2 protein-coding genes are annotated in these 26577 nt (G+C 71.3%); both read right to left on the minus strand.

Annotated features, from left to right (window positions below; translation table 11 throughout):
- Positions 1–84: 84 nt before the first annotated feature.
- Positions 85–627 (minus strand): hypothetical protein, encoded by a 543-nt coding sequence (locus tag ACZ466_RS10720; protein ID WP_464043334.1) that lies wholly within the window; start codon positions 625–627, stop codon positions 85–87.
- Positions 628–745: 118 nt separating this feature from the next.
- Positions 746–26548, minus strand: coding sequence for a non-ribosomal peptide synthetase (locus tag ACZ466_RS10725; protein WP_464043336.1), 25803 nt, complete (start codon positions 26546–26548; stop codon positions 746–748).
- Between the last annotated feature and the right edge of the window lie 29 nt (positions 26549–26577).

Here is a 26577-nt window from a genome sequence, read left to right on the forward strand (position 1 = left end):
ACGGGGAGCGGGCCGGTGGAGAAGCGGGCCCGGTACGGGGGTCGGTACGGGAGCCCGGCCGGGCCGTCGATGCGTCGACGCCGGTCAGCCGGCGGAGCTTCCGTGGGTGTCGCCGCCGGCGTACTTCTGGCAGGCCTTCTCCGCCGCCTGGTAGACCGGGTGGTCCGGCGCCATGCCGATCTTGTCGCCGTCGAGGGCGGCCCCGCCGTTGGGGTTGGGGTCCGGGAACCTGGTCACGCCGTGGTCGCGCATGCACTTCGAGTGCTTCAGCGCCCTGGCCCGGTCCTGCGCGGGGTTGTCGCCGCTTCCGCCGGCGGGCATCAGCGACTGGCACGCCTTTTCGGCGGCCTTGGTGGTCGCGGAGTTGGCCCCGACGGCATTGCCATTCACCTGGAGGCCCTTGCCGGGTACCGGGTCGGGGAAATTGCTGACCCCGTGCGACCGCATGCACTGGGAGTATTTGAGGAGGCCGGCGTAGATCTCCTTATCGCTCGGCATCTTCTCGCCGCCGTTGCCGCTCTGCGAGGGCGCGGCGCTCCCGCCGGGCGCCACCGCCACGGACTTGGGCTTGTCGTCTCCGGACGAGCCGCAGGCGCTCGTCAGCAGCGCGAACGCGCTCAGCCCCACGGCGAACGGAACTGCGACACCCCTGAACCTTCCGGTATTTCCGGTCATTGCTTTTTCTCCCTCTGACGACTTGTCTGTTCCTGAACAGTTCTATCGCCGCAAGGGTTTCGGGGCGGTTTCAGAAGGCGCGGAGGGCGGTGGAGATCAGCTGGGCGATTTCCTGGAGGGGTTCGCCCTCCAGCATCCGGTGGTGGTCGGAGGCGATGTCGTGACTGCGGACGGTGCCCTCGATGTAGGGCTTCCAGGCTTCCGGGGCCTCGGTGGCGGGTGTGTCGTCGGGCCGGTTGAACTTGGCGACGAACAGGAGGAGGTCGCCTGGGAACGGGGCCGGCACGTGCTCCATGAGGAGGCGCGTGTTGTTCTCCGCGACCTTGTGCAGGGCCGAGAGCGACGCGTCGGGTTCGGCCGCGACCGGCCGGAGGCGGGCTCGGGGAGCGACGCCCGCCCCTTCCGTCTCGCGGTAGGGGTAGCCGTCGATGACGGCCAGCATCGCGACCTCGTCCGGGATGCGGGCCGCGATCGCCTGGGCCACCACGCCGCCGAAGGACCAGCCCACGAGGTGGTACGGGCCGGTCGGCCGGATGGCGCGGATCCGGGACAGGTAGTGGTCGGCCATCTCCTCGACGGTGTCGGGGAGGTCTCCTTCGCCGTCGAGTCCACTCGCCTGGAGGCCGTACACCGGGTGGTCCGGGAAGTGGTCGGCCAGTCCGGCGTAGCTCCAGCCGAGGCCGCCGCCGGGGTGGACGCAGAAGATCGGGGGCTTGTCGCCCTCGGTACGGAAGGCCACCACCGGCGCGAAGTCGCCGGTGCGGTCGTGCTCGTGGAGCGACGCGGCGATCTCGGCGACGGTCGGGGTGCCGATCAGCGTGCGGATGCTCACCTCGACGTCCAGGACCGCGCGGATCCGGGAGATCAGGCGGATCGCGAGGAGGGAGTCGCCGCCCAGCTCGAAGAAGGAGTCCTCCGCGCCGACCCGGTCCAGGCCGAGGACCTCGGCGAACAGGTCGCAGAGGATCTCCTCGGCCGGGGTGGCCGGGGGGCGGCCGGCCGCGGCGGAGTCCGGCGCCGGGAGGGCCGCGCGATCGAGCTTGCCGTTCACCGTGACGGGCAGTTCGGGCAGCAGCACGACCGCGGCCGGGACCATGTGGTCCGGCAGCCTGATCGCCACGAACTCCCGCAGCATGTCGGCGGGCACCCCGTCCTCGGTGGGGACGACGTAGGCGACCAGGCGCTGGACGCCCGGCCGGTCCTCGCGGGCGATGACCGCGGCCTGGGCGACCTGGGCGTGGGCCGACAGGACCGCCTCGATCTCGCCCGGCTCCACGCGGAAGCCGCGGATCTTGATCTGGTCGTCGGCGCGGCCGGCGAAGACGAGTTCGCCGGCCGGTGTCCAGCTGACGAGGTCGCCGGTGCGGTACATGCGTCCGGGGGCGAAGGGGCAGGCGACGAAGCGTTCGGCCGTGAGCGCGGGGCGGCCGACGTAGCCGCGGGCCAGGGCGGGGCCGGCGATGTAGAGCTCGCCGGTGACGCCGGGCGGGACGGGGCGCAGGAACTCGTCCAGGACGTAGACCCGGGTGTTCCAGATGGGGCCGCCGACGGAGATGCCGCCTCCGGGGGTCAGGGGCGCGCTCATCGTGGCGCACACCGTGGACTCGGTGGGGCCGTAGGCGTTGAACATCCGGTGGCCGGCCGACCACGTGGCCGCGAGGGCGGGCGGGCATGCCTCTCCGGCCACGATGATGCTCAGGGATTCGGGCAGGTCCTCCACCGTCGCGAGCATCGAGGGCGGCAGCGTCACGTGGGTGACACCGGCGTCCGTCACCACGGCTTCCAGGCTGTCCTGCATGCCGTCGGGGTCGGCCAGGACGAGCGCGCCGCCCGACAGCAGGGCCATGCAGAGTTCCCAGAACGCCGCGTCGAAGCCCAGCGCGGCGAACTGCAGCACCCGTGAGCCCTCGCCCAGCCCGAACCGGTCGATCTGCCAGTCCGCGAGGCCGCCGATACCGCCGTGCGTGACTGCCACGCCCTTGGGGCGGCCGGTGGAGCCGGAGGTGTAGATGACGTACGCGGGGTGTTCGGGCCGGAGGGACGTCCGGTGGGGGGCGTCCGAGGGCGCCGCGGCCAGTGCCGACGCGGTCGCCGGGTCGTCCCAGACGAGGCGTTCCCGGTCGGTCACCAGGTGCGCGGTCGCGCTGGTGCAGACCACCACGGCCGGACGGGCGTCACCCAGCATGAAGGCGATCCGCTCCGGCGGATACTCCGGGTCGATCGGCAGGTAGGCGGACCCGGCCTTGGCCACGCCCAGAACCACGACGGGCAGGTCCTCCGAACGATCCATGAGCACGCCGACCAGGCCCTCGGGGCCCGCTCCGCGATCGATCAGGGTGTGCGCCAGCCGGTTCGCGCGGGCGTCCAGCTCGGCGTAGGTCAGCTCCGCCTCGCCGTACGTCACCGCGAGCGCGTCCGGAACGCGCGCGGCCTGCGCCTCGAACAGCTCGGGCAGCGTTCCCCCGCGCACCGGGCGGGACGTGTCGTTCCAGCCTTCGAGCACGCGGTCCCGCTCGTCGTCGAACAGGACGTCCAGCCCGCTGACCTTCCGGTCCGGGTGGGCGGCCACCAGCTCGAACACGCGGACCAGCCGATCGGCTAGCAGCCGCGCTGTGCCCTCGTCGAACAGGTCGACGGCGTACTGGACACCGCCGTCGATCCCGGCCGGGACGCCGCGCTCGTCGCGGACCTCGGCGAACGTGACCGCCAGGTCGAACCTGGCCGTCTCCGTCTCGTCCGGCGGCTGCAGCGGCCGGACGCGCAGTCCGGGCAGTTCCCAGGGGGTGTCGGCCTGCGGGATGTTCTGGAAGGTCATCCAGATCTGGAACAGCGGGTGCCGGGCCAGGGACCGGACCGGGTTGAGGTCCTCGACCAGGCGCTCGAACGGCAGGTCCTGGTTGGCGTACGCCGCCAGGTCCGCCTCCCGCACCCGCGCCAGGAGTTCGTCGAACGACGGGTCGCCGCTCACGTCCGTCCGCAGGACCAGCGTGTTCAGGAAGAACCCGGCCAGGTCCTCCAGGGCCGCGTCGCCCCGGCCCGCGACGGCGGTGCCGAACGCCATGTCGGTTCCGGCGCCCGTCCGCGCCAGCAGCACCGCGAGCGCCGCCTGCGCCAGCATGAACATGGTGACGCCGTTCCGCCGGGCGACCTCGACGAGGCGGGCGTGCACGTCGGGGTCGACGCGCAACGGCACCGAGCCGCCCTTGAAGGACGCCTCCGCCGGGCGGGGACGGTCCGCGGGGAGCGCGAGCTCCTCCGGCAGGCCGGCGAGGGTCTCGCGCCAGTAGCCGAGCTGTCCGGAGATCAGGCTGTCCGGGTCGTCGAGTTCGCCGAGGACCTCGCGCTGCCAGAGCGAGTAGTCGGCGTACTGGACGGGCAGCGGCTCCCAGCCGGGCGCGCCGCCCGCGCTTCGAGCCGCGTAGGCGATCCCGAGGTCGCGGGCCAGCAGGCCCATCGACCAGCCGTCCGCCGCGATGTGGTGCGCGACCACGACCAGCACGTGGTCCGCCTCCGAGAGCTCCAGCAGCCGGGTCCGCCACGGCAGCTCGTGCTCCACGTCGAACCCGCGCGCCATCTCGCCGCCGAGCACCCCGTCCAGGTCGCGCTCGTCGACCCGGGTCACCGTCAGCCGGGGCCGTCCGGCCTCGCCTTCCAGGACCTGCTGCCGGGGCGTCCCGCCGTCGCCCGGGAAGACCGTGCGGAGGCTCTCGTGCCGGTCCGCCACGTCGCCGAGCGCGGCTTCGAGGGCGCCGATGTCCAGGTCGCCTGAAAGGCGCAGCGCGAGCGGCATGTTGTACGCGGCGCCCGCGCCGGCCTCCTCCAGCCGGTTGAGGAACCACATGCGCTGCTGGGCGTACGACAGCGGCACGGCCTCCGGACGCTCTCGCACCGCCAGTTCCGTCCGGAGGGCGCCGCCACGATCACCGTCGGCCAGTTCGGCCAGGCCCGCGACGGTCGGGGCGCCGAACAGCTCACGGACGCTGATCTCGGCGTCCATCACCGCCCGCACGCGGGCGATCAGCCGCATCGCCAGCAGCGAGTCACCGCCCAGCTCGAAGAACGAGTCCTCCGCGCCCACCGTCTCCCGGCCGAGAACCTCGGCGAACAGCCCGCACAGCACCTCTTCGGTCGGCGTCGCCGGGCCACGGCTCGTCACCGGCCCGGCGAGGGCGGGCGCGGGGAGCGCGGCACGGTCGAGCTTGCCGTTGACCGTCACCGGGAGCGCGTCCAGCGAGACCACGGCGGCCGGGACCATGTAGTCGGGCAGCCGCGCCGCGGCATGCGCCCGCAGCGCCGCCTCGCCCGCGCCGGTGCCCCCATCGGCGGGAACGACGTAGGCGACGAGCCGCCTGACGCCCGGCCGGTCCTCGCGAGCGATCACCGCCGCCTGGCGGACGCCGTCGTGGGCGGCGAGGACGGCCTCGACTTCGGCGGGCTCGATCCGGAACCCGCGGATCTTCACCTGCTCGTCGGCCCTGCCCGCGAACTCCAGGACGCCGGCGGACGTCCAGCGGGCCAGGTCGCCCGTGCGGTACATCCGTCCACCGGTGAACGGGCACGCCACGAACCGCTCCGCCGTCAGACCGGGACGGCCGGCGTATCCACGCGCCAGCCCGGCACCCGCCAGGTAGAGCTCGCCGACCACGCCCGGCGCCACCGGGCGCAGGAACCCGTCCAGCACGTACGCCCGGGTGTTGTCCATCGGCACACCGATCGGCACCGAGGCCGGGACGGCGCCCGCCTCGGTGAACGCGAGCTGCGTGGTGAACGCGGTGTTCTCGGTCGGCCCGTACGTCGTCCGCACGACCATGCCCGGGTGCTCTTCCAGCAGCGCCCGGACGGCGTTGGCCGACACCACGTCACCGCCCGTCGACACCTCCCGCACCCCGGCGAAGATCTCCGGTGACTGCTCGGCCAGCACCCGGAACAGCCCGGCGGTCGCGTGCACGTTGGTCACCTTGTGCTCGGCGATGAGCCGGCCGCGCTCGGCGATGTCCACCTCGCCGCCCGCGGGGACGATGACCAGCCGGCCGCCGCGCAGCAGCGGGACCCACACCTCGTACGTGGAGGCGTCGAAGGCGTGGTTGGCCTGGACGAGAACCCGCTCGACCACCTCGTCGGCCCAGCTGCCGTCCAGGCAGAACGCGACCACGTTGCCGTGCGTGACCGCCACACCCTTCGGCACGCCGGTCGACCCCGACGTGTACATCACATAGGCGAGTTGCTGCGCCGACACCCGCACGTCCGGGTCGTCCGCCCGCGACCCCTCGACCAGATCCTCGGCGGTCAGCACCACCGAGACGCCCGCCTCGGCCGCGATCGCCCGGCGCCGCTCGGCCGGATGACCGGCGTCCAGCGGGACGTACGCCGCACCCGCCTTCACGACGGCGAGCAACGCGATGATCAGGTCGGCCGACCGGTCCATCAGCACACCGACCAGATCCCCGGGACGCACTCCACGATCGATCAGCGAGTGCGCCAGCCGGTTGGCCCGCCCGCCGAGCTCGGCGTAGGTCAGCTCCACATCACCGGACACGACCGCGACCGCGTCCGGGGTCTCGGCCACGCGGCGCCGGAACAGCTCCGGCAGCGAGGCGGCCGGCAGCGGCCGGTCGGTGGCGTTCCAGTCGCGGACGACCTGGCGCCGCTCGTCCGCGTCCAGCACCTCGATCTCGCGCAGGCGCAGTCCCGGATCGGCGGCGACCTGTCCCAGCACCCGCACCAGCCGGCCTGCCAGGACCTCCGCGGTCCGCTCGTCGAACAGGTCGGTGGCGTAGTGGACGCCGCCCGCCATTCCGGCCGGGGCACCCTGCCGGTCACGCTGCTCGGCCAGGATGACCGACAGGTCGAACCGCGCCGCCAGCTTGTCCTCGGTGTCCAGCGGCCGGACGTCCAGGCCCGGCAGTTCCCAGGGTTCCTGGGCCTCGGGCAGGTTGTGGAGGGTCAGCATCACCTGGAACAGCGGGTGCCGTGCCAGCGAGCGGGCGGGGTTGAGGTCCTCGACCAGCCGCTCGAACGGCAGGTCCTGGTGCGCGAAAGCCGCCAGGTCGGTCTCGCGCACCCGCTCCAGCACCTCGCTGAACGACGGGTCGCCGCTCACGTCCGTCCGCAGCACCAGCGTGTTCACGAAGAAGCCGGCAAGGCCCTCGAGCGCGGCGTCCCCGCGTCCGGCGACGGCCGTCCCCACCGGGATGTCGGTGCCCGCGCCGACCCGGGCCAGCAGCATCGCCAGCGCCGCCTGCGCCACCATGAACATCGTGACGCCGTGCTGTTGCGCCACCTCCAGCAGGCGTTCGTGAACGTCGGCCCCCACCCACAGCGGCACCGACTCGCCCTGGAAGGACGCCTCCGCCGGGCGGGAACGATCCGCGGGGAGCGCGAGCTCCTCGGGAATGCCCACGAGGGCCTCACGCCAATAGCCGAGCTGCGCCGAGATCACGCTGTCCGGGTCGTCGAGGTCGCCCAGGACCTCGCGCTGCCAGAGCGCGTAGTCGGCGTACTGGACGGGCAGCGGCTCCCAGCCCGGTGCGCCGTGGGCGCGGCGGGCCGCGTAGGCGGTACCGAGGTCGCGGGCCAGGACGCCCATCGACCAGCCGTCCACCGCGATGTGGTGCGCGACCACGACCAGCACGTACTCCGGTTCCGCCGCCGGTGCGGAGCGCGCGGCCAGGAGCCGGGCGCGGAACGGCAGTTCGCGGGCGAGGTCGAAGCCGCGGTCCATCTCGGTGACCGCGGCCTCGTCCAGGCCGTCGGGAGCGACCTCGCTGATCACCAGTTCAGGACGGCCGCCGGCGCCGTGCACGATCTCCTGGCGCGGCACCCCGCCCTCGTCGGGGAACCGCGTGCGCAGGCTCTCGTGCCGGTCGGCGACGTCTCCGAGGGCGGCCTCCAGGGCCGCGATGTCCAGGTCGCCCGACAGGCGCAGTGCGAGCGGGACGTTGTAGGCGGCGCCCGCGCCGGCTTCTTCGAGTCGGTTGAGGAACCACATCCGCTGCTGGGCGTAGGACAGTGGCACGTTCTGGGGGCGTTGGCGTGCGGTGAGCGCGACGCCGGTGTTGCCGGGCCGGTCGTTGTCGAGGATTCGGGCCAGTTCGGCGACGGTCGGGGCGCCGAACAGCTCGCGGATGCCGATCTCGACGTCCAGGACCGCACGGATCCGGACGATCAGCCGGATCGCCAGCAGCGAGTCCCCGCCGCGCTCGAAGAAGGAGTCCTGTACCCCCACCGTCTCCAGGCCGAGGACCTCGGCGAACAGGCCGCACAGGACCTCTTCGGTCGGTGTCGCCGGACCACGGCTCATCACCGGACCGGCGAAATCGGGAGCGGGCAGCGCCTCCCGGTCCAGCTTCCCGTTCACCGTGACAGGCAGTTCGTCCAGCACGACCACCGCGGCGGGGATCATGTAGTCCGGAAGGCGTTCCGCCGCGAAGTCGCGCAGCGCGCCCTCATCGCACCGGCCGTCGGCCGGGACGACGTAGGCGACCAGCCGCTTGACCTCCGGCCGGTCCTCGCGCGCGACCACCGCGACCTGGCCGACGGTCGGGTGACCGGCCAGCACCGCCTCGATCTCGCCGAGCTCGACCCGGAAACCGCGGATCTTCACCTGCTCGTCCGCACGACCGGCGAACACCAGCTCACCCGCCGGCGTCCAGCGCACACGGTCACCGGTCCGGTACATGCGCTCGCCACCACCGGTGAACGGGCACGCCACGAACCGTTCGGCGGTCAGCCCGGCCCACCCGACATATCCACGGGCCAGCGCCGGACCGGCGATGTAGAGCTCGCCGACGACGCCTGGTGGCACCGGGCGCAGGAGGTCGTCCAGCACGAACACCTGGGTGTTCCAGATCGGCCCGCCGATCGAGACGACCCCATCACCGTCCAGGGGCGGGCTCATCGTCGCGCAGACCGTCGACTCGCTCGGCCCGTAGGCGTTGAACATCCGCCGTCCGACCGACCATCGCTCCACCAGACCCGACGGGCACGCCTCGCCCGCGACCACGATCGTTCCTAGCGAGACCGGCAACTCCCCGACCGTCGCCAGCATCGACGGCGGCAACGTCACATGCGTGACCCCTGCCTCACCGACCAGCCCCTCCAGATCACTCTGCATCCGATCCGGATCCGCCAGCACCAGGGCAGAGCCGGTCAGCAGAGCCATGCACAGCTCCCAGAACGCCGCGTCGAACCCCAACGCCGCGAACTGCAGCACCCGCGAACCCTCACCCACCCCGAACCGCTCGACCTGCCAGTCCGCCAGACTCCCCACACCCGCATGCGTGACCACCACACCCTTGGGACGGCCGGTGGAGCCGGAGGTGTAGATGATGTACGCGGGGTGGTCGGGCCGGAGGGACGCCCGGCGGGGGGCGTCGGAGGGCGCCGCGGCCAGTGCCGACGCGGTCGCCGGGTCGTCCCAGACCAGACGTTCCCGGTCGCTCACCAGGTGCGCGGTCGCGCTGGTGCAGACCACCACGGCCGGACGGGCATCACCCAGCATGAAGCCGATCCGCTCCGGCGGATACTCCGGGTCGATCGGCATGTAAGCGGCACCGGCCTTGGCCACGCCCAAGACCACGACGGGCAGATCCTCGGACCGATCCACCAGCACGCCGACCACATCCTCAGGGCCCACGCCCCGAGCGATCAGCTCATGCGCAACCCCGTTGGCACGGGTATCCACCTCGGCATAGGTCAACTCCTCCGCGCCGAACACCACCGCCACCGCATCCGGGCAACGCGCCACCTGAGCCTCGAACAACTCCGCGAGCGTCCCCCGCCGCACCGACCGGGAGGTGTCGTTCCACCCCTCAAGCACCCGATACCGCTCATCGGCCGCCAGCACCTCCAGATCCCCGACACGAACCCGCGGATCCGCGGCCACCTGCTCCAGCACCCGCACCAACCGCTCCGCCAAGGCCTGCGCGGTGGCCTCATCGAACAGGTCCACGGCGTACTGGATGTCACCGTCCATCCCGGCCGGGACTCCGTACTCGTCGCGCGCCTCGGCGAACGTGATCGACAGGTCGAAGCGCGCCGAGACCATCTCGTTGGACTCCAGCCCTCGCACGCGCAGACCCGGCAGTTCCCAGGGCGACGACTGGTTCTGGGCGAGGTTCTGCAGGGTCAGGGTCACCTGGAACAGCGGGTGCCGTGCCAGCGAACGGGCGGGGTTGAGGTCCTCCACCAGCCGCTCGAACGGCAGATCCTGATGCGCGAAAGCCGCCAGATCGGCCTCCCGCACCCGCTCCAACACCTCAGCGAACGACGGATCACCACCCACATCCGTCCGCAACACCAACGTGTTCAAGAAGAACCCAGCGAGGTCTTCGAGGGACTCCTCACCACGACCGGCCACCGCCGTACCTACCGGAACATCACTCCCCGCACCCAACCGCGCCAGCAACATCCCCAACGCCGCCTGCGCCACCATGAACATCGTCACACCACGCTGCTGAGCCACCCGCACCAACCGCGCATGCACCTCCGCACCCACACCCACCGACACCGACCCACCCCGGAAAGACGCCTCCGCCAGGCGGGGACGGTCCACCGGCAGGGCGAGCTCCTCGGGAATGCCCGCGAGGGCCTCACGCCAGTACCCGAGCTGAGCCGAGATCAGGCTGTCCGGGTCGTCGAGTTCGCCGAGAACCTCGCGCTGCCAGAGCGCGTAGTCGGCGTACTGGACCGGCAGCGGCTCCCACTGGGGCACGCCGCCCGAACGCCGCGCCGCGTACGCCACGCCCAGATCACGCACCAGCACATCCATCGACCAGCCATCCACCGCGATGTGATGCGCCACCACCACCAACACAAACTCCGACCCCGACAACTCCAAAAGCCGCGCCCGCCACGGCAACCCGTGGCTCAGTTCGAAGCCCTCCGCCACTTCGGCGGCCAGGGTTCCACCAAGGTCCTCGGCGTCGATTCCGCTGACCGTCAGGCGGGGCCGGCCCGCCTCGCCGTGCAGGATCTCCTGGCGCGGCACCCCGCCGGTCTCGGGGAAGACCGTGCGCAGGCTCTCATGCCGGTCCGCAACGTCGCCCAGCGCTGCTTCCAGCGCCGCGACGTCCAGGTCACCCGACAGGCGCAATGCCAGCGGCACGTTGTACGCCGCGCCCGCCCCGGCCTCCTCCAGCCGGTTGAGGAACCACATGCGCTGCTGGGCATACGACAGCGGCACGACCTCCGGACGCTCCCGCACCGACAAAGCCGCCCGCGCACCACCACGCCCAGCATCGGCCAGACCCGCCAGACCCGCCACCGTCGGCGCCGCGAACAACTCACGAATGCTGACCTCCACGTCCAGAACGGCCCGCACCCGCGCGATCAACCGCATCGCCAGCAGCGAGTCACCGCCCAGCTCGAAGAACGAATCCTCCGCACCGACCGTCTCCAGGCCGAGGACCTCGGCGAACAGCCCGCAAAGGATCTCCTCGCCCGCCGTGGCGGGGCCACGGCTGGTGACCAGCCCGGCGAAGTTCGGGGCGGGAAGGGCGGCCCGATCGAGCTTGCCGTTGGCCGTGACCGGGAGAGCGTCCAACGAGACCACGGCCGCCGGGACCATGTAGTCGGGCAACCGCACCGCGACGCCCGTCCGCAGTTCCACCTCATCGACGCCGGCGTCGTGATCGGCGGGGACGACGTAGGCGACCAGCCGCTTCGCGCCGGGCCTGTCCTCGCGAGCGACCACCGCGACCTGACCGACCGTCTCGTGGCCGGCGAGGACGGCTTCGATCTCGGCGGGCTCGATCCGGAATCCGCGGATCTTCACCTGCTCGTCAGCCCGGCCCGCGAACTCCAGGACGCCAGCGGACGTCCACCGGCCCAGGTCACCGGTCCGGTACATGCGCCCGGAAGAGAAGGGGCACGCCACGAACCGCTCCGCGGTCAAAGCCACCCGGCCCATGTAGCCGCGCGCCAGCCCCGCGCCCGCGATGTAGAGCTCGCCGGTCACACCAGGCGGAACCGGCCGCAGGAACTCATCCAGCACGAAGACCTGGGTGTTGTCCATCGGCACACCGATCGGCACCGAGGCCAGGACGGCCCCCGCCTCGGTGAATGCGAGCTGCGTCGTGAACGCGGTGTTCTCGGTCGGTCCGTACGTCGTCCGCACGACCATGCCCGGATGGGTCTCCAGCAGCACCCGGATGGCATTGGCCGACACCACATCACCGCCGGTCAGCACCTCCCGCACACCGGCGAAGATCTCCGGCGACTGCTCGGCCAGCACCCGGAACAACCCCGACGCCGCAACAACATGCGTAACCCGCTGCTCCGCGATCAGCCGACCACGCTCAACCGCGTCCACCTCACCCGCAGGCACGACGACTAGCCGTCCGCCGCGCAGCAACGGCGCCCACACCTCATACGTCGACGCGTCAAAGGCATGGTTGGCCTGCACCAATACGACCCGCAACACATCATCACGCCACTCCCGATCGGAGCAGAACGCGACCACGTTGGCGTGAGTGACGGCGACACCCTTCGGCACACCCGTCGACCCCGACGTGAACATCACATACGCCAGCGAATCCCCCGACACCCGCACACCCGGACTGTCCGCACGAGACTCCCCGGTCAGATCCGCATCCGTCAGGACCAGCGAGACGCCCGCCTCGACGGCGACCGCCCGCCGCCGCTCCTCCAGCGGCACATACGCCCCACCAGCCTTCACGACGGCGAGCAACGCGACGACCAGATCGGCCGAGCGGTCCATCAGCACACCGACCAGATCACCCGGCCGCACCCCCCGAGCGATCAACGCGTGCGCCAGACCGTTCGCCCGCTCGTTCAACCCGGCGTAGGTCAGCTCCGCACCGTCGAACACCACCGCCACGGCATCGGGAGTCTCGGCCACCTGCCGCTCGAACAGTTCGGCCAGAGATGCATCGGGCACCGGCCGGGCAGTGCCGTTCCAGTCCAGCAGCACCCGACGCCGCTCGACCTCCTCCAGCACCTCCACATCACCGACCCGCACCCACGGATCGGCCGCGACCTGCTCCAACACCCGGGTCAACCGGTCTGCGAGTCCCTGAGCGGTCGCCTCATCGAACAGGTCGGTGGCGTACTGGATGCCGCCGTCGATTCCGGCCGGAGCGCCCTGCTCGTCACGCATCTCGGCGAAGGTGACCGACAGGTCGAACTTGGCGGCCTCCGCGCCGTCCGGCGGCGGAAGCGGCCGAACACGCAGTCCGGGCAGCAGCCAGGGCGTCTCCGCCTGGACGTTCTGGAAGGTCATCATGACCTGGAACAGCGGGTGCCGCGCCAGGGACCGGACCGGGTTGTGGTCCTCGACCAGCCGCTCGAACGGCAGGTCCTGGTGCGCGAAAGCCGCCAGGTCCGCATCCCGCACACGGTCCAGCAGCTCGGCGAACGACGGATCACCGCTCAGGTCCGTCCGCAGGACCAGCGTGTTCAGGAAGAACCCAGACAGATCTTCGAGGGCCGCGTCACCGCGTCCGGCCACCGGTGTGCCCATCGGAATGTCGGTGCCCGCACCCGTCCGGGCGAGCAGCGTCGCCAGCGCCGCCTGCGCGACCATGAACATCGTGACACCGCGCTGCCGGGCGATCTCGACCAGCCTCGCGTGCACATCCGCGTCCACCCGCACCGACACGGACCCACCGGCGAAGGACGCCTCCGCCGGACGGGGACGGTCCATCGGCAGGGCAAGCTCTTCCGGAAGGTCGGCCAGGGCTTCGCGCCAATGGCCGAGCTGAGTGGAGATCACGCTCTCCGGGTCGTTCAGGTCGCCGAGGACCTCGCGCTGCCAGAGCGCGTAGTCCGCGTACTGCACCGGCAGCGGGGCCCACTCGGGAACGCCGCCAGCGCTCCGCGCCGCGTAGGCGGTGCCCAGGTCGCGGGCCAGCACACTCATCGACCAGCCGTCCGCCGCGATGTGGTGGGCGACCATGACCAGCACGAACTCCGAGTCAGAGAGCTTGAGCAACCGGGTCCGCCACGGCAGCTCGCGCTCCACGTCGAACGCGCGGCCCATCTCGGCGGCCAGCACGTCGTCCAGGTCGCGTTCGCCGACCTGGGTGACCGGCAGAGCGGGCCGGCCGGCGGTGCCGTGAAGGATCTCCTGGCGAGGAACCCCGTCGGCTTCGGGGAAGATCGTGCGCAGGCTCTCGTGCCGGTCGGCCACATCGCCGAGCGCCGCCTCCAGCGCCGCGACGTCCAGATCACCCGACAGCCGCAGCGCCAGCGGCATGTTGTACGCGGCGCCCGCGCCGTCCTCTTCGAGCCGGTTGAGGAACCACATCCGCTGCTGGGCGTACGACAGCGGCAGAACCTCCGGACGCGACCGCGCCGCCAGTTCGGCCCGTACCCCACCCCTGTCGGCGTCCGCCAGACGCGCCACACCGGCGACGGTCGGCGTCGTGAAGAGGTCCCGGATGCCCACTTCCGCGTCCAGGACGACCCGGACCCGTGCGATCAACCGCATCGCCAGCAGCGAGTCCCCGCCCAGTGCGAAGAACGAATCCTCCGCACCGACCGTCTCCAGCCCGAGGACCTCGGCGAACAGGCCGCACAGCACCTCTTCGGTCGGTGTCGCCGGGCCGCGACCGGTGACCGCGACCGCGAAGTCCGGGGCGGGCAGCGCGGCCCGGTCCAGCTTGCCGTTCACGGTCACCGGCAGGGTGTCGAGCACCATCACCGCGGCGGGGACCATGTAGTCCGGGAGCCGTTCCGTCACGAAGTCACGCAGCATGCCCTCGTCGCACTGGCCGTTGGCCGGGACGACGTAGGCGACGAGCCGCTTCACGCCCGGCTGGTCCTCACGCGCGATCACCGCCGCCTGCCCGACCTGCTCGTGAGCGGCCAGCACGGCCTCCACCTCGGCGGGCTCGATCCGGAAACCACGGATCTTCACCTGCTCGTCCACGCGACCGGCGAATTCCAGTACTCCGGCCTCGCTCCACCTGGCGAGGTCACCCGTGCGATACATCCGCCCGCCGTCGAACGGACACGCCACGAACCGCTCCGCCGTCAGCCCGGCCCGCCCCACATACCCCCGAGCCAAACCCGCGCCCGCAATGTAGAGCTCGCCCACCACACCCGGTGGCACCGGCTGGAGGAATCCGTCCAGCACGTACGACCGGGTGTTGTCCATCGGCGCACCGATCGGCACCGAGGCCGGAACAGCCGCCGGGTCGGTGAAGGGGACCTGCGTGGTAAACGCGGTGTTCTCCGTCGGCCCGTAGGTCGTCCGCACGACCATGCCCGGGTGCTGTTGCAGCAGCGCCCGGATCGCGGCGGACGAGACCACGTCGCCGCCGGTCGAGACCTCCCGGACCCCGGCGAAGATCTCCGGGGACTGTTCGGCCAGCACCCGGAACAAGCCCGCTGTGGCATGCACGTTGGTCACCCCGTGCTCAGCGATCAACCGGCCACGCTCGACCGCATCCACCTCCCCCGGAGGAACGATCACCAAGCGGCCACCGCGCAGCAACGGCACCCACACCTCATACGTTGAGGCGTCGAACGCGTGGTTCGCCTGGACCAGGACCCGCTCGACCACCTCATCGGTCCAGCTTCCGTCCCCGCAGAACGCGACCACGTTGGCGTGAGTGACGGCGACACCCTTCGGCACACCGGTCGACCCCGACGTGAACATCACATACGCCAGCGAATCCCCCGACACGCGCACGCCCGGACTGTCCGCACGAGACTCCCCGGTCAGATCCGCATCGGTCAGGACCAGCGAGACGCCCGCCTCGGCTGCGACCGCCCGCCGCCGCTCCTCCAGCGGCACATACGCCCCACCAGCCTTCAACACCGCCAGCAATGCGACGATCAGATCGGCCGACCGGTCCATCACCACACCGACCAGATCACCCGGCCTCACCCCACGGCCGACCAGCGCATGCGCCTGACCATTCGCTCGGCCGTCCAGCTCGGCGTAGGTCAGCTCCGCGCCCTCGAAAACCACCGCCACGGCGTCCGGAGACTCGGCTACCCGCCGCTCGAACAACTCGGCCAGAGACGCCTCCGGCACCGGACGGGCCGTGTCGTTCCACTCCACCAGGACCTGGTGACGCTCGGCCTCGCCGAGCACTTCCACATCACCGACCCGCACCTGTGGATCGCGGGCGACCTGTTCCAGCACCCGCGCCATGCGGTCCGCCAGGGCCTGGGCGGTCGCCTCGTCGAACAGGTCGCGGGCGTAGTGGATGCCCCCGCTCATCCCCGCCGGAGCGCCGTCCGCGGTCCGGTGTTCGGCCAGCGAAAACGAGAGGTCGAACTTGGCCGACGCCGCTTCCTCCTCCGCTTCGACCAGCGGACGGGCACGCAGACCGGGCAGCTCCATGGGAGCTTCATCCTGCGGGAGGTTCTGCACGGTCAGCATCACCTGGAACAGCGGGTGCCGCGCCAGGGACCGGACCGGGTTGAGGTCCTCGACCAGCCGCTCGAACGGCAGATCCTGATGCGCGTACGCCGCCAGATCGGCTTCCCGCACCCGCCCCAGCAGCTCGGCGAACGACGGATCGCCGCTCACGTCCGTCCGCAACACCAACGTGTTGATGAAGAAGCCGGCGAGATCCTCCAGCACGGCTTCACCGCGGCCTGCGACGGCGGTACCGACCGGAATGTCGGTACCGGCGCCCAAACGCGCCAGCAGCAACGCCAACGCCGCCTGCGTCACCATGAACATCGTGACGCCGCTCTTCTGGGCGGTCTCCGTCAGCCCGGCGTGGGTCCGCGCGTCCACCTCGATCGGCACCGAGCCGGCCCGGAAGGTCGCCTCCGCCGGACGGGGACGGTCCACCGGCAGGGCGAGCTCCTCGGGAATGCCCGCGAGGGCCTCACGCCAGTGCGCGAGCTGCGCGGAGATCAGGCTGTCCGGGTCGTCGAGATCGCCGAGAACCTCGCGCTGCCAGAGCGCGTAGTCGGCGTACTGGACGGGCAGCGGCTCCCACTCGGGGGCACTCCCCGAACGCCGCGCCGCGTACGCCACGCCCATCTCGCGAGCCAGCACGCCCATCGACCAGCCGTCCACCGCGATGTGGTGCGCGGTCACGACCAGCACGTACTCCGACTCCGAGATCGTGAGCAGAGTCGTCCGCCAGGGCAACTCGCGGCCGAGGTCGAACCCGCGGCCCATCTCGGCGGCGACGGTCCCGCCCGCCTCACGCTCGTCGACCCGCACGACGGTCAGCGACGGCCGGCCCGCCTCACCGTGCAGGATCTCCTGCCGCGGCACCCCGCCGGTCTCCGGAAAGACCGTGCGCAGGCTCTCGTGGCGATCGGCCACGTCCCCCAGCGCGGCCTCGAGCGCCGCGACGTCCAGATCACCCGACAGGCGCAGGGCGAGCGGGACGTTGTAGGCGGCCCGGACGTTGCTCTCCTCGAGCCGGTTGAGGAACCACATGCGCTGCTGGGCGTACGACAGCGGCACGACCTCCGGACGCGCCCGCACCGCCAAAGCCGCCCGCGTGCCACCGGCCTGCTCGCCATCGGCCAGCCGAGCGATGCCCGCGACCGTCGGCGCGGCGAACAACTCACGGATATTGACCTCGACGTCCAGAACGGCCCGCACCCGGGCGATCAGCCGCATCGCCAGCAGCGAGTCACCACCGAGCTCGAAGAACGAGTCCTCCGCACCGACCGTCTCCAGCCCGAGGACCTCGGCGAACAGCCCGCAGACGATCTCCTCGGTCACCGTCGCCGGCCCTCGGCCGGTGATCTGCCCGGCGAAGTCGGGGGCCGGAAGCGCCGCACGGTCGAGCTTGCCGTTGACGGTGACCGGAAGCTCGTCCAGCGCCATCACGGCGGCAGGGACCATATAGTCCGGCAGTCGCGCCGCGACATGCGCTCGCAGCGCCGCCTCGTCCGCGCCGGTGTCTTCATCGGTGGGAACGACGTAGGCGACCAGCCGCTTCACACCGGGCCGGTCCTCGCGAGCGATCACCGCGACCTGACCGACCTGCTCGTGGGCGGCGAGGACGGCCTCGATCTCGGCGGGCTCGATCCGGAAACCGCGGATCTTCACCTGCTCGTCGGCCCGGCCCGCGAACTCCAGGACTCCGGCGGACGTCCACCGGCCCAGGTCACCGGTCCGGTACATGCGCCCGGAAGAGAAGGGACACGCCACGAACCGCTCCGCGGTCAAAGCCGCCCGGCCCATGTAGCCGCGCGCCAACCCCGCACCGGCGATGTAGAGCTCGCCGGTCACGCCAGGCGGAACCGGCCGCAGGAACTCATCCAGTACGAAGACCTGGGTGTTGTCCATCGGGAAGCCGATCGGCACCGGAACCGGAACCAACTCGGCGTCAGTGAAGGCGAGCTGCGTCGTGAACGCGGTGTTCTCGGTCGGTCCGTACGTCGTCCGCACGACCAGGCCCGGATGGGTCTCCAACAGCACCCGGATGGCATTGGCAGACACCACATCCCCGCCGGTCAACACCTCCCGCACACCGGCGAAGATCTCCGGCGACTGCTCGGCCAGCACCCGGAACAACCCCGACGCCGCAACCACATGCGTAACCCGCTGCTCCGCGATCAGCCGACCACGCTCAACCGCGTCGACCTCACCCGGCGGAACAATGACAAGCCGACCGCCCCGCAGCAACGGCGCCCACACCTCATACGTCGACGCATCGAAAGCATGGTTGGCCTGCACCAACACGACCCGCAACACATCATCACGCCACTGCCCATCGGAACAGAACGCAACCACGTTGGCGTGAGTGACCGCGACGCCCTTCGGCACACTGGTCGACCCCGATGTGAACATCACATACGCCAGCGAATCCCCAGATACGCGGACACCCGGGTTGTCCGCACGAAACTCCCCGGTCAGATCCGCATCCGTCAGGACCAGCGAGACGCCCGCTTCGGCTGCGACCGCCCGCCGCCGCTCCTCCAGCGGCACATACGCCCCACCGGCCTTCACGACGGCGAGCAACGCGACGATCAGATCGGCCGAGCGGTCCATCAGCACACCGACCAGATCACCCGGCCGCACACCCCGAGCGATCAACGCGTGCGCCAGACCGTTCGCCCGCTCGTTCAACCCGGCGTAGGTCAGCTCCGCACCCTCGAACACCACCGCCACCGCGTCCGGAGACTCGGCCACCTGCCGCTCGAACAGTTCGGCCAGAGATGCATCGGGCACCGGCTGGGCAGTGCCGTTCCAGTCCAGCAGCACCCGACGCCGCTCGACCTCCTCCAGCACCTCCACATCACCGACCCGCACCCACGGATCGGCCGCGACCTTGTCCAGAACGCGAACCAACCGGTCCGCCAGCGCCCGAGCGGTCGCCTCATCGAACAGGTCCGTCGCGTAGAGGATCTCTCCGCCGAGGCCGGCGGGCAGGCCGTCCTCGGTCCGATGGTCGGCCAGCGTGACCGACAGGTCGAACTTGGCCACCTGCGTTTCGTCCGGCGGAAGGGCTTGGGCGTGCAGACCCGGCAGGTCCAAGGGGGTCTCTGCCGACGGGACGGCGTCGACGCCCAGCATCACCTGGAACAGCGGATGCCGTGCCAGCGAGCGGGCGGGGTTGAGGTCCTCGACCAGCCGCTCGAACGGCAGGTCCTGGTGCGCGAAAGCCGCCAGGTCGGTCTCGCGCACCCGCTCCAGCAGCTCGGCGAACGACGGGTCGCCGCTCACATCCGTTCGCAGCACCAACGAGTTGATGAAGAAGCCCGCGAGCTTCTCCAAGCCCTCCTCACCGCGACCGGCGATCGCCGTGCCGAGCGGAATGTCGGTCCCCGCGCCCATCCGCGCCAGCAGCAGCGCCAGCGCCGCCTGCGCGACCATGAACATCGTGACACCACGCTGCCGGGCGATCTCCACGAGCGCGGCGTGCGTCTCCGCGGTCACCTGGATCGGTACGGCACGTCCCTGGAAGGACGGCTCCGCCGGACGCGCCCGGTCCAGCGGCAGGACGAGTTCTTCCGGAATCCCCGCCAGCGCCTGCCGCCAGTAGCCGAGCTGCGCCGAGATCACACTCTCGGGATCGTCCAGGTCGCCCAGCACCTCGCGCTGCCACAGCGTGTAGTCCGCGTACTGCACCGGCAACGGCTCCCACGCGGGGGCGGCCCCTGCCGTCCGCGCCGTGTACGCCACGCTCAGGTTGTTGGCCAGGACGCCCATCGACCAGCCGTCCACGACGACATGGTGCGCGACCACGATCAGCACGTACTCGGTCGGCGACAGCACTAGCAGCGTCGTACGCCAGGGCAGCTCCCGGCGCAGGTCGAACCCTCGCCCGACCTCCCTCGCGACGGCCGCGTCCAGTTCCTCTTCACCGATCTCGGTGACGACGAGCCCGGGACGGCCTTCCCGCCCCTCAAGGATCTCCTGACGTGGGGCCCCTTCGCTCTCGGGGAAAACCGTACGCAGGCTCTCGTGCCGGTCGGCCACATCCCCCAGCGCCGTCTCCAGCGCCGCGACATCCAGGTCACCCGACAGGCGCAGTGCGAGCGGGACGTTGTAGGCGGCGCCCGCGCCGGCTTCTTCGAGTCGGTTGAGGAACCACATGCGCTGCTGGGCGTAGGACAGTGGCACGTTCTGGGGGCGTTGGCGTGCGGTGAGCGCGACGCCGGTGTTGCCGGGCCGGTCGTTGTCGAGGATTCGGGCCAGTTCGGCGACGGTCGGGGCGCCGAACAGCTCGCGGATGCCGATCTCGACGTCCAGGACCGCACGGATCCGGACGATCAGCCGGATCGCCAGCAGCGAGTCCCCGCCACGCTCGAAGAAGGAGTCCTGCGCTCCCACCGTCTCCAGCCCGAGGACCTCGGCGAACAACCCGCACAGCACCTCCTCGGTCGGTGTCGCCGGACCGCGACCGGTGACCGCGCCCGCGAAGTCCGGGGCGGGCAGCGCGGCCCGGTCCAGCTTGCCGTTCGCCGTGACAGGCAACGCGTCCAGCACGACCACCGCGGCGGGGACCATGTAGTCCGGCAGCCGATCGGCCACGAAGTCACGGAGCACGCCTTCCTCGCATCGGCCGTTGGCCGGGACGACGTAGGCGACGAGCCGCTTCACGCCTGGCTGGTCCTCACGAGCGATCACCGCCGCCTGGCCGACCTGCTCGTGAGCGGCCAGCACGGCCTCCACCTCGGCGGGCTCGATCCGGAAGCCCCGGATCTTCACCTGCTCGTCCGCACGACCGGCGAACTCCAGGACGCCCGCCTCGTCCCACCTGGCCAGGTCACCCGTGCGATACATCCGCCCACCGTTGAACGGGCACGCCACGAACCGTTCGGCGGTCAGCCCGGCCCGCCCGACATATCCACGGGCCAGCGCCGGACCGGCGATGTAGAGCTCGCCGACCACGCCCGGTGGCACCGGGCGCAGCAGGTCGTCCAGCACGAACACCCGCGTGTTCCAGATCGGCCCGCCGATCGAGACGACCCCATCACCGTCCAGGGGCGGGCTCATCGTCGCGCAGACCGTCGACTCACTCGGCCCGTAGGCGTTGAACATCCGCCGCCCAGCCGACCACCGCTCCACCAGACCTGACGGGCACGCCTCACCCGCCACCACGATCGTTCCCAGCGAGGCCGGCAACTCCCCGACCGTCGCCAGCATCGACGGCGGCAGCGTCACATGCGTGACCCCCGCCTCACCGACCAACCCCTCCAGATCACTCTGCATCCGATCCGGATCCGCCAGCACCAGGGCAGAACCGGTCAGCAGGGCCATGCACAGCTCCCAGAACGCCGCATCGAACCCCAGCGCGGCGAACTGCAGCACCCGCGCACCCTCACCCAACCCGAACCGCTCGATCTGCCAGTCCGCCAGACTCCCCACACCCGCATGCGTCACCACCACACCCTTCGGCGTCCCCGTCGACCCCGAGGTGTAGATGACATAGGCCGGATGACCGGCACGCAACGGCCTCACCCGGTCCGCATCCGTGGGCGCGGCATCCCGACCAGTGGAGACGGCCGTCAGGTCCAGGCGTTCAACCCCGAAACCCTCCACCAGGCCCGCGGTCGCCTGCGTGCAGACCACCACGGCGGGACGAGCATCACCGAGCATGAAGCCGATCCGATCGGCCGGATACTCCGGGTCGATCGGCAGGTAAGCGGCACCGGACTTGGCCACCCCCAGCACCACCACCGGAAGGTCCACCGACCGCTCCACCAGCACACCGACCACATCCTCAGGGCCCACGCCCCGAGCGATCAGCTCATGCGCAACCCGGTTGGCACGGGCATCCACCTCGGCATAGCTCAGCTCCGCGCCCTCGAACACCACCGCCACCGCATCCGGGCAACACGCCACCTGAGCCTCGAACAACTCCGCCAGCGTCCCCTCCCGCACCGACCGGGAGGTGTCGTTCCACCCCTCAAGCACCCGGTGCCGCTCATCGGCCGCCAGCACCTCCAGATCCCCGACACGAACCCGCGGATCCGCGGCCACCTGCTCCAGCACCCGCACCAACCGCTCCGCCAACGCCCGCACAGACCCCTCATCGAACAGGTCCACGGCGTAGTCGATCGCTCCGCTCATGCCCGCGGGGGCGCCGCGCTCGTCGCGCAACTCGGCGAAGGTGATCTCCAGATCGAACCGTGCCGAGACCATCTCGTCGGTCCGCAGCGGCCGGACGTCCAGGCCGGGCAGCACGTTCAGCGATCGGGACTCGGACACGTGATGCAGCGTCAGCGCCACCTGGAACAGCGGGTGCCGTGCCAGCGAACGGGCGGGGTTGAGGTCCTCCACCAGCCGCTCGAACGGCAGATCCTGATGCGCGAAAGCCGCCAGATCGGCCTCCCGCACCCGCTCCAACACCTCAGCGAACGACGGATCACCACCCACATCCGTCCGCAACACCAACGTGTTCAAGAAGAACCCAGCGAGGTCTTCGAGGGACTCCTCACCACGACCGGCCACCGCCGTACCTACCGGAACATCACTCCCCGCACCCAACCGCGCCAGCAACATCCCCAACGCCGCCTGCGCCACCATGAACATCGTCACACCACGCTGCTGAGCCACCCGCACCAACCGCGCATGCACCTCCGCACCCACACCCACCGACACCGACCCACCCCGGAAAGACGCCTCCGCCGGACGCGGACGATCCACCGGCAACGCCAGCTCCTCGGGAATGCCCGCGAGCGCCTCACGCCAGAAACCAAGCTGAGCCGAGATCACACTGTCCGGATCGTCCAGGTCGCCGAGAACCTCGCGCTGCCAGAGCGCATAGTCGGCGTACTGGACCGGCAGCGGCTCCCACTGGGGCACGCCGCCCGAACGCCGCGCCGCGTACGCCACGCCCAGATCACGCACCAGCACATCCATCGACCAGCCATCCACCGCGATGTGATGCGCCACCACCACCAACACAAACTCCGACCCCGACAACTCCAAAAGCCGCGCCCGCCACGGCAACTCGCGGTCGACCTCGAACCCGTACCCGAGCTCGACGGCCACGGCCTCGGGGAGACCCTGCTCATCGGTCCGGGTCACCGCCAGCGACGGCCGCCCCGCCGCGCCGTGCAGGATCTCCTGACGTGGCACGCCGTTGACCGCGGGGAAGATCGTCCGCAGGCTCTCGTGCCGATCGGCCACATCGCCGAGCGCCGCCTCCAGCGCCGCGACGTCCAGATCACCCGACAGCCGCAGCGCCAGCGGCACGTTGTAGCCGGCCCCGGCACCGGTTCCCTCCAGCCGGTTCAGGAACCACATGCGCTGCTGGGCGTACGACAGCGGCACGACCTCCGGACGCTCCCGCGCCGTCAGAGCCGTCCGCGCACCACCCCGCCCGGTGTCGACCAGACCCGCCAGACCCGCCACAGTCGGGGCGGCGAACAACTCACGGACGCTGACCTCGACCTCCAGAACGGCCCGCACCCGCGCGATCAACCGCATCGCCAGCAGCGAGTCACCACCCAGCTCGAAGAACGAATCCTCCGCTCCCACCCTCCTCACCCCGAGAACCTCGGCGAAGAGGCCGGCGACGATCTCCTCGGTGAGGGTCGCGGGGGCCCGGCCGGTCATCCGGCCCGCCAGGTCGGGTGCGGGCAGCGCGGCCCGGTCCAGCTTGCCGTTGACCATCACCGGCAGCGCGTCCAGCACCACCACGGCCGCGGGCACCAGGAATTCGGGCAGGCGCGCGGCCGCGTACTCCCGCAGCGCGCTCGCGCTCGCGTCCGTCCGCCCCTCGGCGGGGACGACGTAGGCGACCAGCCGCTTGGCACCCGGCCGGTCCTCGCGGGCGATCACCGCGACCTGGCCGACCTGCTCGTGGGCGGCCAGGACCGCCTCCACCTCACCCGGCTCGATCCGGATACCGCGGATCTTGACCTGCTCGTCCACGCGACCGGCGAACACCAGTTCCCCGGCCTCGTTCCACAGCGCCAGGTCGCCCGTCCGGTACATCCGCTCACCGGCGCCGGTGAACGGGCACGCCACGAACCGCTCCGCCGTCAGACCGGCCCGCCCCACATACCCACGGGCAAGCTGGGCCCCGGCGACGTACAGTTCCCCGGCGACCCCTGCCGGGACCGGCTGCAGGAACTCGTCCAGCACGAACACCCGCGTGTTCCACACCGGACGACCGATCGGCACCGCATCGGACGCGCCCGCACCGGACCCGCCCATACCGGAACATGGCTGGGCGGTCACACCGATCGTCGTCTCCGTTGGCCCGTACAGGTTGTGCAGCGGCACCCCCAGCCGCTCACCGAACTCGGACGCCAACCCTGCCGGCAGCGCCTCCCCGCCCGAGAACACCCGGCGCAGGGTCCGGGCGGCCGGCACGGCTCCTTCCTCCTGCAGGAAGGCCGCGAGCATCGAGGGAACGAACTCGGCCGTGGTGACCCGCTCGCGCACGATCAGCTCGGCCAGATAGGCCGGGTCGCGATGACCGCCGGGCCGGGCCACCACCACGCCCGCACCCACGATCAACGGCCAGAACAGCTCCCACACCGAGACGTCGAACCCCAGCGGAGTCTTCTGCACCGACCGGTCATCAGCCGCGAGCCCGTACCGGCCCTGCATCCAGAGCAGCTGGTTGACGACCGCCGCATGACCGACCGCGACTCCCTTGGGACGTCCCGTCGAGCCCGAGGTGTAGATCACGTACGCGAGGTCGTCGGCGTGCAGCGGCACGGACGGCGCGGTCGCCGGACGAGCCGCCAGCGCGGCGGCGGCCGACGGTTCGTCGATCACCAGCCGCTCGGCTCCCGCCTCGCCGGGCAGGAGTTCCTCGGTCGCGGTCGTGCACACCACCACCGCCGGGCGGGCGTCGCCGAGCATGTAGGCGATGCGGTCGGCGGGGTACTCCGGATCGATCGGAACGTACGCGGCGCCCGCCTTCATGATCCCCAGCAGCACCGCGGGCAGTTCCGCCGACCGGTCCATCGCGACACCGACCAGGGCGCCGGCCCCGGTCCCCCGCGCGATCAGTTCGTGCGCCATCCGGTTCGCCCGCGCGTCCAGTTCCGCGTACGACCACCCGGTCCCCTCACAGACCACCGCCACAGCGTCCGGGGACCGCGCCACCTGAGCCTCGAACAGGTCCACCAACGACTCGCCCGGCACATCCCGGACGGTGTCGTTCCATTCCACGACGACATGACGGCGTTCGGTGTCCGACAGCACCCCGACCTGTCCCGTCCGGACCGTCGGGTCGGCGGCGACCTGCTCCAGCACCCGGACCAGCCGGTCGAGCAGAGCCTGCGCCGCCTCCTCGCCGAACACGTCCGGCCGGTATTCCAGGCCGAGGTCGAGCCGGTCCGCGGCGGCGGCCAGCAGGGTGAGCGGGTAGTGGGAGGCGTCCTCGCCCTCGGCGCCGGTGACCTTCAGGCCGCCGGGGCCCGGCTGACCGCCGCCACCGACGCGCGGGTAGTTCTGGTACGCCATGAGGCTGTCGAACCTGGCGCCGGGACCGCCCACGCGCTGGATCTCCGCCAGGCCCAGATGCTGGTGGGCCAGCAGTTCCGACTGCTCGCCCTGGAGCCTGGCCAGCAGTTCTCCGAACGGCTCGCCGGCCTCCAGGCGGACCCGCACGGGGACGGTGTTGGTGAACAGCCCGAGCATGCGCTCCACGCCCGGCAGCTCCGCCGGACGCCCGGCCACCGTGGCGCCGAAGGCCACGTCGGCCCGGCCGGTGATCTTGCCGAGCACCAGTCCCCAGGCGCCCTGGACGACCGTGTTCAGGGTGAGGCCGCGGCCGCCCGCCAGGCTTCGCAGCCGCTCCGTCAGCTCCTCCGTCGCGCGCACGGTCACGTAGTGCGGCATCACCGGCGCGCTCGGCGGCTCGGCCGGGCCCACGCGCGTCGGCTCGGTGAGCCCGCTCAGCGCGCGCCGCCAGGCCCGCCGCGCCGCGTCCTTGTCCTGGCGTGCCAGCCATGCCAGGTACTCGCGATACGGCGTCACCGGGGGCAGGCCGCCCGCGTCACCGCCCGCGGCGTAGATCCGGGCCAGCTCGTCGAACAGGATCGGGGACGACCAGCCGTCGAGCACGATGTGGTGCATCGAGACCACGAGCCTGTACTCGCCGCCCGCCAGCTTCACCAGCAGCAGGCGCAGCAGCGGCGGCACCGACAGGTCGAAGTTGCGCGACCGCTCCTGCTCGGCGGCGCGCGCGAGCTCTTCCGCCGCCTCCGCGGCGGGCCGTCCCGACAGGTCCAGCTCGCGCCAGGGCACCCGCACACCGCTCGCGATCACCTGGACGAGCTGCTGCGCCCCGGTGGGCTGCTGGAATCCCGCGCGTAAGCTCGCGTGCCGGTCCAGCAGCGCCTGCCAGGAGGTTCGCAGCAGCCCGGTGTCGAGGGGTTCGGCCAGATCCAGAATATGTTGCCCGACATAAACGTCGCGCGCCCGCTCGTCATACCAGGCGTGGAAGAGCAGCCCTTCCTGCAGGGGCGACAGCGGCCACACATCCTCAATACGGATCTGAGTCATCGAGCTCCCTCTCGCCCCGCCAGAACAAA

This window comes from Actinomadura rugatobispora (genome assembly GCF_055379765.1).

What these genes read in the sequence shown, in the direction of transcription:
- ACZ466_RS10725 (WP_464043336.1), bottom strand. Translation starts at nt 26,548, where the DNA reads ATGACTCAGATCCGTATTGAGGATGTGTGGCCGCTGTCGCCCCTGCAG.